The 12450-nt window shown below is 70.9% G+C and carries 2 pseudogenes; both read right to left on the bottom strand.

Features of this window, described 5'->3' with window-relative positions:
• Nucleotides 1-30 precede the first annotated feature (30 nt).
• A pseudogene (locus tag MJ797_RS14730) lies at nt 31-10408 on the bottom strand (SDR family NAD(P)-dependent oxidoreductase).
• A 504-nt stretch (nt 10409-10912) separates the two neighbouring features.
• Nucleotides 10913-12394: pseudogene (locus tag MJ797_RS27505) on the bottom strand (acyltransferase domain-containing protein); the annotation flags it as partial.
• Between the last annotated feature and the right edge of the window lie 56 nt (nt 12395-12450).

The raw sequence follows: 12450 nt of genomic DNA, 5'->3' as shown, positions 1-12450 counted from the left end.
CTCTTCATTCGCCATTCTGAAACAGCTCCCTCATGAATTTTCTTCGTCAGCCCGGCGACCTTTGACGCTGTCGTCCATGAGCGCGAAGAGCTCGTCGTCGGTCGCCGCATCGAGGTCGATCCCGCTGTCACCGGAGGAGGCGCTCCCGTTGTTCCCGCTGCCTTCCCATCGATCGATCAGCGCACGCAGCCGGGCGATGGCCGCACCGCGGTCCGCCTCGTCGCCGCTCCCGGCCGCCAGTGACGCCTCCAGCTGATCAAGGGCAGTCAGCGGCGAAGGAACGGATGCCTCCGCGTCCAGGGCCAGTTGTGATCGCAGGTACTCGGCGATCGCGGTGGGCGTCGGGTAGTCGAAAACAAGGGTGGCGGGTAGTTGCAGCCCCGAGGCCGCGTTCAGCCGGTTCCGGAGGTCGACCGCGGTCAGCGAGGTCAGCCCGAGCTCCCGGAACGCCCGGTCCGGGCCGATCTCCGTCGCGTCGTCATGGCCCAGGACCGCGGCGGTCTCCGCGCGGACGGCCGCGAGCAGGACCTCGTCGCGTTCGGCCGCTGTCAGGCTCGCCAGTAGCTGGAGCAGCGGCGGTCCGGACACCGGCGATGGTTCGTCCCCGGCCGGTGTCCCGTCCGCGCCCAGCACCGCGCGGGCGGACCTCTCGCCGGCAAAGGAGCGCGCGATGTCGAGCCAGTACCGCCGATGCTGGAAGGCATAGGTGGGTAGTTCCACCCGGCGGGGGCTGCGGCCACTGAACACCGCTGCCCAGTTGACCGAAGCCCCGCGTGCGTGCACCTCACCGAGGGAAACGAGGAACCGTTCGAGTCCGCCCTCGTCGCGGCGCAGTGACCCGGTGACCACCGCCGTGGGCTTCCCGGCGGTGTCGAGGATCTCCTGGATGCTGAAGTTGAGCAGCGGGTGCGGGCTGATCTCGATGAACACGTCGTGGCCCCGGTCGATCAGCGTCCGGGCCGCTGTTTCGAACCGCACCGTTTCCCGCAGGTTCGTGTACCAGTAGTGGGCGTCCAGGCCAGCGGTATCGATGGGCGCCCCGGTGACCGTCGACACCAGCGGGATGGCGCCGGTGCGCGGCGCCACCGGCGCCAGCGCCGCCAGGATTTCTGTGCGGATCTTCTCGACCTGCGGGGAATGGGAGGCGAAGGACGCGGGGATCAGCCTGGCCCGCACGCCCGCGGCCGCATACTCGGCGACCAGTTCGGCGAGCAGGCCCGACTCGCCGGACAGTGTGGTCGACGACGGGCTGTTCACCCCGGCGATCGAGACGCGCCCCTCCCAGGGGGCGATACGGGCGCCCACCTCGTCGCTGGGCAGCGCGACCGCGGCGATGCCGCCGTGATCGACCAGGGCGAGGGAGATCCGGCTACGCAGGGCGATGATCCGGGCGGAGTCCTCCAGCGACAGCGCGCCGGCGACGTAGGCCGCGGCGATCTCGCCCTGGCTCTGCCCCATCACAGCGGCGGGTTCGACGCCGAACGAGCGCCACAGTTCGGCCAGGGAGATGAGCATCGCCCACAGCACCGGTTGGACGACGTCCACCCGGTCCAGTGATGGTGCCCCGGCCGTCTGGCGCAGGACGTCTGGCAGCGACCAGTCCACGAACGGTGCCAACGCGTCCGCGCAGGCCGTGATCTGCTCGGCGAACCTCGGTGAGGAGTCCAGCAGCTCGGCTGCCATGCCGGCCCACTGGGAACCCTGACCGGGGAAGACGAACACGGCCTTCCCCGCGGTGTCGGCGGTTCCCCGCGCCAGGTTCGACGCGGACTCGCCGCGGGCCAGCGCGCCGAGACCGGCAAGGAATTCCGCCCGGTCACGGCCGATGACGACGGCCCGTTCCTCGAAGGCCGCGCGGGTCGTCGCCAGCGAGTAGGCGACATCGGCCGGGACGAGTTCGCCGTCCTGCTCGATGAGTGCGGCCAGCCGTCCCGCCTGGGCCCGGAGCGCTTCGGGTGTCCTAGCAGAGATCAGCCACGGCAGGGCCGTCGGCGCGGGCGTCACCGTACTGGCTACCGGTTCTGGTGTTTCGACCGCCGGGGCCTGCTCCAGGATGACGTGCGCGTTCGTGCCGCTGACCCCGAAGGAGGACACTCCGGCGCGACGAGGCCGGCCGGTCCGCGGCCACGGCCGCGCGTCGGTCAGCAGCCGCACGGCGCCGGCTGACCAGTCGATGTACGGGGAGGGCTCGTCGACGTGCAGGGTCTGGGGGAGCACGCCGTGCCGCATCGCCTCCACCATTTTGATCACGCCGGCCGCGCCGGCGGCGGCCTGCGCGTGGGCGATGTTCGACTTCAACGAGCCCAGGTACAGCGGCTGGTCGTCGGGCCGGTCCTGGCCGTAGGTGGCCAGCAACGCCTGTGCCTCGATCGGGTCGCCCAGCCGGGTGCCGGTCCCGTGCGCCTCGACCGCGTCCACCTGGGCGCCGGAAAGCCCGGCGTTGGCCAGCGCCTGGCGGATGACGCGCTGCTGGGACGGGCCGTTCGGCGCGGTCAGCCCGTTGGACGCGCCATCGGAGTTGACCGCCGAGCCCCGGACCACCGCCAGCACCCGGTGGCCGAGGCGACGGGCATCGGAGAGCCGTTCCAGGAGCAGCAGGCCCACCCCCTCGCCCCAGCCAACGCCGTCGGCCGCGGCGGCGAACGCCTTGCTCCGGCCGTCCGGTGACAGGGCACGCTGCCGCGAGAGCTCCACCCAGGCGGCTGGTGAGGACATGACCGTCACGCCACCTGCCAGCGCGAGGTCGGACTCGCCCGTGCGCAGCGACTGAGCCGCCAGGTGCAGGGCCACCAACGACGAGGAGCAGGCCGTGTCCACGGTCACCGCCGGGCCCTCGAAGCCGAACGTGTATGAGATCCGGCCCGACGCGACACTGCCCGAACTGCCGTTGCCGAGGAATCCCTCAAGCGCGGCGGGCGCCTCATCCAGCCGCGGGGCATAGTCGTGGTACATGACACCGGCGAAGACCCCGGTCCTGCTCCCGCGCAGCGAGGATGGGTCGATAGCGGCCCGCTCGAGCACCTCCCAGGTGGTTTCCAGTAACAGGCGCTGTTGCGGGTCGGTCGCCAATGCCTCGCGTGGGGAGATCTCGAAGAATCCCGCGTCGAAATCCCCGGCGCCGTGCAGGAAGCCGCCGTGGCGCGTGTACGACGTGCCGGTGTGGTCCGGGTCCGGGTCGAACAGTTCCTCGATGTCCCAGCCCCGGTCGGTCGGGAAGGCCGAGACCGCGTCATCCCCGGCCGCGACCAGCCGCCACAACGCCTCCGGCGAGTCCACCCCGCCGGGAAAGCGGCAGGCCATCCCCACGATCGCGATCTGCTCGTCCGACCCGGACCCGGCTACGGCGGCCACGGCGGCCATCTGCGACGCGCCAGGGCCGCCCAGCAGTTCCGATCGCAGGTAGGTGATGACCGCCGTCGACGTCGGATAGTCGAAGGTGAGGGTGGACGGCAGCCGCAGCCCGGTGGCGACGCCCAGGCGGTTACGGAGTTCGATCGCGGTGAGGGAGTCGAGCCCGAGGTCGGAGAACGCGCGTTCCGCGCTGAGCGCCCGCGTGTCCGCGTGTCCGAGAACAGCAGCCACCTCGGTGCGTACGAGGTCGAGCAGGAAGGCGTCCCGTTCGGATTCCGGCAGGCCAGCGAGGCGTTGCGCGACCGACGACGATCCGGTGACGGCCGCCCCGGCCTGGGCGGTCCGCCGCGCGGGCCGGACCAGCCCACGCAGGAGCGGAGCCACCGTCCGCGTCACCGCGCGAGCGCGCAGGCCCGCGAGGTCGAGCGGGGCCGGCGCCAGGAGCGCGTGGTCGAGGCGCAACGCGGCGTCGAACAGCTCCAGGCCCTCGGCCGAGGACAACGGCTTGATCCCGGTACGGGCGATCCGGTCATGGTCACTTTCGGTGAGGTCGCCGGTGATCCCGCTGGCGTTGCCCCACAGGCCCCAGGCGAGCGAGACAGCGGGCAGCCCACGCGCGCGGCGGTAGGCGGCCAGCGCGTCCAGGAACGTGTTGGCCGCGGCGTAGTTCCCCTGGCCTGGGCTGCCGAGAATCCCGGCGGCGGAAGAGAACAGCACGAACGCGGCGAGATCGCTGCCGGCGGTGAGTTCGTGCAGGTTCCAGGCAGCGTCGATCTTGGGGCGGAGTACCCCGTCCACTCGTTGTGGGGTCAGCGATTCGACCACACCGTCGTCGATCACACCGGCGGTGTGGATGACCGCGGTCAGGGGATGGCCGGCGGGGATCGCGGCGAGCACCGCGGCGAGGGATGCGCGGTCGGCGGCGTCGCTGGCGTGGATGGTGACTGCCGCGCCGAGCCCGGTGAGTTCGGCGTGCAGCTCGCCGGCACCGGGGGCGTCGGCACCCCGCCTGCTGGTCAGAAGCAGATGACGGACACCGTGCTCGGTGACCAGATGCCGCGCGAGCGCGGCGCCCAGCGCCCCGGTACCACCGGTGATCAGTACCGTGCCGTGCGGGTCCCACGGGTCGGTCCGGTGGTTGTGGGCGTGGTGCCTGCCGGTGCCGGTGCCGGTGCCGGCGGGCAGGGCGGGGACCCGCGCCAGGCGCGGCACGTGGACGGCGCCGGCACGGACCGCGAGCTGCGGTTCGTCGCTGTCGCCGGCCGTGGCCAGCACGGCCGGTAGCGCTCGGGCGGACCGCTCGTCATCGTCGATGTCGAGCAGGATGATCCGGCCGGGATGTTCGGACTGGGCCGAGCGGACCAGGCCCCAGACGGGGGCGGCCGCGAGATCGGGCGTCTCGTTGCCGACGGCTACCGCGCCGCGGGTGACCACCACGAGGCGCGACGGCTCACGGCCGGGGTGGGCGAGCCATGCCTGTATCCGGGCGAGCACCCGGTGGGCCGTGGCGTGAGCCGCCTGCGTGACGTCCGGGCTTTCGGCATCGTCCGGGCGCGACGCCGGGATGCCCGATACGAAGATCAGGGCGGGTGCGGGTTCACCCGGCTCCCGGAGCGTGCCGAGGTCGGCGAAGACCCTGCTCTCGGTACCGGCCTCCTGCAGCACAGTGCGCAGAGCCTGCTCGTCGTCTCCGATGACGGCCCATATCTGCCGCAACGGTTGGGATGGCAGGACCACCGTCGCCCAGTCGAGGTGGAACAGCGAGTCCTGGTGCACCGTGCGTGCAGCGCCCAGCTGTTCGGCTGAGACAGGCCGTGACAGCAACGACCCGATGGAGATCACCGGTGCGCCGGTTGGGTCGGCCGCCTGAACGGAGAAGGCCTCGGAACCGGCGTCGGACAGCCGTACTCGCAACGCCGACGCGCCGGAGGAGTACAGGCGCACATCCGTCCATGCGAACGGCAGCCGACTGGATCCCGCCGGAGTGTCATGCGATCCGGCGGCGGCGGCGTGCAGGGCGGCGTCGAGCAGTGCCGGATGCACGCCGAAGGAGGCGGCGTCAGCCTGCAGCTCGTCGGGAAGAGCGACCTCGGCGAAGATTTCCCGGTCGCGTCGCCACGCGGCGCGCAGCCCCTGGAACAGCGGCCCGTACGGCAGGCCCGCCGTCGCCAGATCCTGGTAGATCTTCTCGACGTCGACCGGGTCCGCGCCCTGCGGCGGCCATTCATTCAGATCATCCAGAGCGGAGGATGCCGCTGCCGCGCCGGTGCCGAGGAACCCACCGGCGTGCCGGGCCCAGCCGGTGTCCGCGGTGGCGTCCTGCGGCCGCGAGTACACGGTGACCGGACGTCGGCCCGCCTGCTGCTCCGGCGCTCCCACGGCCACCTGCACCTGCACCCCGCCGTGTTCCGGCAGGATCAGCGGCGATTCGATGATCATCTCTTCCAGGGTGTCGTAGCCGGCCTCGTCACCGGCGCGAATCGCCAGTTCCACGAATGCCGTACCTGGAACCACGACCGCCCCGTGCACAACATGATCAGCTAGCCATGGGTGTGTCCGTACGGACAGGCGCCCCGTGAACAGCAACCCGTCGACGTCGGCCAGACCGACCGCCGCGCCGAGCAGTGGATGCCCCGCCGGCCCCAGACCGAACGCGGAGAGGTCCCCGGCCGCCGGTGACGGGTCGATCCAGTACCGCTGGCGTTGGAAGGCGTACGTCGGCAGTTCCACCCGCTGCGGGTTCAGGCCGGAGAACAGTGCGCGCCAGTCCACGGCGGTGCCGCGGGTGCAGGCGTGGGCCAGCGCGGTGAGGAGCGTGACAGGTTCCGGGCGGTCGCGGCGCAGTACCGGTGCGAGTACCGACGCCGCGGCGTCGGTACCGCCGGATTGTCCGGCGAGTGTTTCCTGCGCCATGGCGGTCAGTACGCCGTCCGGGCCGAGTTCGAGGTATGTGGTGACACCGGCGGTTTCCAGCTGGCGGACGACGTCGGCGAACCGGACCGTGTGACGGACGTGGCGCACCCAGTATTCGGCGCTGCCGAGCTCCTCGGCGTCGGCGATGCCACCGGTCAGGTTGGAGACGACCGGAATCCGCGGTGGATGGTAGGAAAGCCCTTCGGCTACGCGCCGGAACCCGTCCAGCATGCCGTCCATCCGGGACGAGTGGAAGGCGTGGCTGACACGCAGCCGCCTGGTCCTGCGGCCGGACTCGCCGAACTCGCGGGCGATGTCGACCGCCAGGCTCTCGTCGCCGGAGATGACGACGGAGCGCGGCCCGTTGACCGCAGCGATGCCGACGGCGTCGCCGATGTTCCGTCTGGCGAGCGCGGCGAGAACTTCCTCCTCGCCCGCCTGGATGGCGATCATCGCACCGCCGCCGGGAAGGGCCTGCATGAGCCGGGCGCGCGCCGCGACGAGCGCGGCCGCGTCGGCGAGCGACAGCACCCCGGCGACGTGCGCGGCGGTGAGTTCGCCGATGGAGTGACCGGCGAGATAGTCCGGTCGGACCCCCCACGACTCGAGCAGCCGGAACAGCGCGACCTCGACCGCGAACAGCGCCGTCTGGGTGAACACGGTCTGGTGCAGCAGGCCGGTGTCCCGCGTCTCGAACACGACGTCGCGGACCGAATGATCCACCCACCCTGCCAGGTGCCGGTCCAGTTCGGTGCTCGCGGCGTCGAACGCGGTCGCGAAGACCGGGTACGCCTCATACAGCTCGCGGCCCATCCCGGGACGCTGGCTGCCCTGTCCGGTGAAAAGGAACGCCAGCTGCTGCGGAGCGGCGGGCGCGCCGCCCACGACCACGTCCGGCGTCGACCCGCCGCGGGCCAGGGCGTGCAGCCCCGCGAGGAACCCGTCCCGATCCTCGGCCACCACCACCGCACGGTGGGGGAACAGCGTCCGGGTGGTCGCCAGCGAATAGGCCACGTCCACCGGGTCCGGATCCCTGTCGCCGGTGATGAAGGAAGCCAGCCGTGCGGCCTGCTCGCGCAGCGCGTCCGGAGTCCTGCCGGACAGCACCCACGGCAGCGCCGCGAGCGTCGTATGCGGCGGATCGCCGTTCTCCTCCGCCGGTTCCCCCATGGCCGGGGCCTGTTCGATGATCAGATGCGCGTTGGTGCCGCTCACCCCGAAGGCGGACACCCCGGCGCGGCGGGGCTCACCGGTCCGCGGCCATGGTCGCGGCTCGGTCAGCAGCCGCACGGTGCCGGCTGACCAGTCGACGTGGGGGGAGTGCGCATCAACGTGCAAGGTTTGTGGCAGCAGGCCGTGGCGGATGGCCTGGACCGTCTTGATGATGCTTGCGACGCCGGCCGCAGCCTGGGTGTGACCGATGTTCGACTTCAGTGACCCCAGCCACAGCGGCCGGTCATCGGGGCGGCCCGCACCGTAGACGGCCAGCAGCGCCTGTGCCTCGATCGGGTCGCCGAGGGTGGTGCCGGTCCCGTGGGCCTCGACCGCGTCCACCTGGGCGGGGGAGAGTTCCGCGCTGGCCAGGGCGTGGCGGATGACCCGCTGCTGCGCGGGGCCGTTCGGCGCGGTCAGCCCGTTGGACTCGCCGTCCTGGTTCACCGCGGAGCCGCGCACCACCGCGAGCACCTGATGCCCGAGGCGCTCGGCATCACTGAGGCGTTCCAGCAGCAGCAGCCCGACGCCTTCGGCCCAGCCGGTCCCGTCCGCCGCCGCGGCGAATGCCTTGCAGCGGCCGTCGGCGGCCAGGCCCCGCTGCCGGGAGAACTCCACGAACCCCTGTGGCGAGGTCATCACTGTCACCCCGCCGGCCAGCGCCAGGCCGCATTCACCCGACCGCAGTGACCCCGCGGCCAGATGCAGCGCTACCAGGGACGACGAGCAGGCCGTGTCCACGGTTACCGCCGGGCCCTCGAAACCGAAGGTGTAGGCGATCCGGCCCGACGCGACACTGCTCGCGTTGCCGATACTCAGGTAGCCTTCCAGCGCCTCGGGTACCGGATTCAGGCGAGTGGCGTAATCCTGCCCGTTCATGCCGGCGAAGACCCCGGTGTTCGTTCCGCGTAGCGACGCCGGGTCGATACCCGCCCGCTCGAACACCTCCCACGCCGCCTCCAGCAACAACCGGTGCTGTGGATCGGTGGCCGACGCCTCACGCGGCGACATTCCGAAGAACTCGGCGTCGAAATCTGCCACGTCGTGCAGGAAACCACCATGCCGTGTGTAGGACTTGCCCGCCCGCGCCGGGTCCGGGTCGAACAGATCCTCAACATCCCACCCTCGGTCGGTGGGGAAGTTCGATATCGCGTCCTGCCCGGACGCCACCAGCCGCCACAGATCATCCGGCGATTCCACACCACCCGGCAATCGGCAGGCCATCCCTATGATCGCGATCGGCTCATGCTGTTCCGCCCTGGTCTCCCGGAGGCGCTCACGAGTGTCGTGCAGCTCGGCGGTAACTCGCTTCAGGAGGTATCTGATCTGATCGTCGCTCATATTTCCGCCTTCTTTGTGTCGGGCGCGGTCAGGAGATCCCGAGTTCGTTTCCGATGAAGCTGATGAGCTCGTCGTCGGTCGCGCTGGAGAGCACATCAGTGATCTCGGTGATGCCGGAGGAACGGGCACCACGGTTCAATGTCGTTGCCAGTTCCTGGAGGCGGGATACGGCCGTCTCCCGCTGCGGCGCGTCTGCGGGAAGGGCGGATAGGAGCGCTTCCATGGTGTCGATCGCGGTCAGGACCGCCGGCACCGCCGTGGTGGCTCGGGGCTGTAGTTCCAGGTGCAGGTGATCGACCAGCGTTGTCGGCGAGGGGTAGTCGAACACGAGGGTGGTGGGCAGCCGCAGCCCGGTTGCCGCACTCAGCCGGTTGCGTAGCTCCACCGCCGTGAGCGAGTCGAATCCCTGGTCGCGGAATGTCCGGCCGATGTCGACCGCGTCCGTGCAGGCGTGCCCCTGTACCGCGGCCATCTGGGTACGAACGAGTTGCAGCAGGATCGGCCGCCGCTCCGGCTCGGCCGCGTGCGCCAGCTGCCGGGCCAGGTCGGACGAGCCCGCGTCGCCTGGTTCGGCCGCGTTGCCAGCCGTGCCGCGGAGCATCCGCGCAATCTCAGGGAGCTCTCCCAGGAGCGCGTTCCGCCGGGTCTGGGCGAGCGTTTCCCAGCTGACGTCGCAGACGACCAGGTGGGGCTCGTCGTGGTCGAGAGCCTGCCCGAGCGCGGTGACAGCCAGCTCCGGGGCCATGGGAGAAAGCCCCTGACGGCGGAACTGTTGCTCGACGTCGGGCTCGGCGATACCGCCGCCGTCCCAGTGTCCCCATGCCATTGATGTGGCGACCAGCCCGTGCGCGCGTCGATAGGCGGAAAGGGCATCGAGAAACGCGTTGCCCGGCGCGTAGTTGCCCTGTCCGGAAATACCGTGGACTCCCGCGAGCGACGAGAACAACACGAACGCCGACAGCTCCGTTTCTCTGGTCAGCTCGTGCAGATTCAGAGCGCCCCCGACCTTTACCCGCAACACCCGGTCCATCCGCTCGGTGGTCAGGTTCGCAACCAGGGTGTCGTCCAGCACGGCCGCGGTGTGCACCACCGCGGTCAGTGGGTATGCCGTGGGTATCGAGGCCAGCACGGCCGCGAGCGCGCCACGGTCGGCTACGTCGCACGCGGCGATCGTGACCTTTGCGCCGAGCGCGTTCAGCTCGGCCTCCAGGTCGGCCGAACCGGGGGCGTCACGGCCACGGCGGCTGATCAACAACAGGTGTTCCGCTCCGTTGCGGGCGAGCCAGCGCGCGACGTGACCGCCGAGCGCACCGGTTCCACCCGTGATCGCGGCTGTGCCTCGCGGCTGCCAGCGGCGCGCCCTGGGCGCACCGTCCACAGGCGCTCGCACCAGCCGCCGCACGAAGAGCCCGGATCCGCGTACGGCTATCTCGGTCTCGTCGCGCAGGCCGCCGAGCGCGGCGGCCAGCTGAGCGCCGGTCCGCTCGGCCACGGCCACGGGCAGGTCGATCACGCCGCCCCAGCGGTCCGGGTTCTCGGCCGCGACGATCCCGCTCAGACCCCAGATGAGCGCCTGAACAGGGCTGGTCACCGGATCCGACGGGCCGGTCGACACGGCTCCGCCGGTCACGCACCACAGCGGCGCGGTGACGTTCGCATCGTCGAGCGCCTGGATGAGCGCAACGTTCGCGGCGGCTCCCCAGGCAACGGCGGCGTGGGTTGGATGGGGCTCCTCGGCCAGCGACAGCAGCGACAGTACGCCGGCTGTGGCTTCGCCTGGTGGCGCCGGGTGATTGAGCGTCTCGCCCAGCAGCCCCACCATGCGTCGCCGATCGCAGTCCCGCGCGGTCACCGCGACCTGGCGGATATGAACACCCTGCTCGGTCAGCATCCGTCCGACGGACCGCACCCATCCAGTGCCGACATGACTGTCGGGAATCACCAGTAGCCAGCTGCCCGAGAGCGGACGCCTGGCTGTCTCGCGCGCGGCCCGCCAGGTGACGCGGTAGCGCCAGGAGTCGACGGTGGCGTGCACACGGCGCTCGTCCCACCACGACGCCAGGGCCGGCAGCACGGCGCCCAGCGAGGTCTGGAGTTCCTCCTCGCGGATACCCAGCTCGGTTGCCAGCTCATCGAGATCCTGGCGTTCGACGGATTCCCAGAAACGGGCGTCCGCCGAGCCGAGCCCGGCGGACGCCACGCTGGGCTCGGCCGTGCTCCCGGCAGCGTCCAGCCAGTATCGCTGGTGCTCGAAGGCATAGGTCGGCAATGCGACCCGACGGGGGCGCGGGCCGCTGAACACCGCGTCCCAGTCGATCGCGACACCATGAACGTGAGCGTGACCGAGTGCTGTGATCATGGTGGCGGGTTCGGAGCGTTCGCGGCGCAGCACCGGGACGAGTACCGGTGCCCTCCGCCCGTCCTGTTCCGTGAGCGATTCCTGCGCCATGGCGGTGAGTACGCCGTCCGGGCCGAGCTCGAGGTATGTGGTGACGCCGAGGGCTTCCAGCCGGCGGATGCCGTCGGAGAACCGGACCGGGTGGCGGACGTGGCGTGCCCAGTAGCCGGCGCTGCCCAGTTCGTCGGCGGTGGCGACCTCACCGGTGAGGTTGGAGATGACCGGTATCGTCGGCGGGGCGTAGGACAGGCCCTCGGCTGCCCGCCGGAACTCGTCGATCATGCCGTTCATGCGGGGGGAGTGGAAGGCATGGCTGACCCGCAGCCTCTTCGTCTTCCGGCCTCGGCTTTCGAAGGTATGGGCGATCTGGAAGGTGTGTTCTTCGTCGCCGGATATGACGATCGATCCGGGCCCGTTGACGGCGGCGATTCCAACATGGTCTTCATACCCGGCCAGCGCGGGCAGTACTTCCTCTTCGGCCGCCTGGATGGCGATCATCGCGCCACCGGTGGGCAGCGCCTGCATGAGCCGGGCTCGCTCGGCGACGAGCCTGGACGCGTGGGGAAGGGCCAGGACGCCCGCGACATGTGCCGCGGTGAGTTCGCCGATGGAGTGCCCGGCAAGGAAATCAGGCCGGACACCCCAGGATTCGAGCAGCCGGAACAGCGCCACTTCCACCGCGAACAGCGCCGTCTGGGTGTACACCGTCTGATGCAGGAGGCCGGTGTCCTCGGTTGCGAACACGACGTCGCGAACCGAGCCTTCGACATGCCGGCTCAGTGTGCCGTGGCCCAGCGTCCTGTGGCCCAGGTGCCGGTCCAGTTCGGCGCACACCGTATCGAAGGCCCGGGCGTATACCGGATAGGTATCGTACAGTTGCCGTCCCATGCCGATTCGCTGGCTGCCCTGTCCGGTGAACAGGAAAGCCAGCCTGCCCGTTCCGGCGGACGAGCCCGCGACGATGTTTGGTCCCGTCTCGCCGCGGGCGAGGGCATCGAGCCCGGCGGTGAAGCCCTTCGCGTCGGCGGCCACCACCACCGCGCGGTGCTCGAACAGCGCGCGTGTGGTGGCCAGCGAGTAGCCGACGTCGGCCAGGCCGGGCCCGGCGTGGCCCTCGACGAACGTCGCCAGCCGCCTGGCCTGGGCACGAAGGGCCTCAGGCGTCTTGGCGGACAGCACCCATGGCAGAGCCGTCGGGATGGGGGCGGCCGCTGTGCCCACCGGTTCCGGCGCCG

This window comes from Protofrankia sp. CiP3 (genome assembly GCF_917627345.1).
GTDB lineage: Bacteria > Actinomycetota > Actinomycetes > Frankiales > Frankiaceae > Protofrankia.
This window is presented reverse-complemented; position numbering and strand designations above follow the sequence as displayed.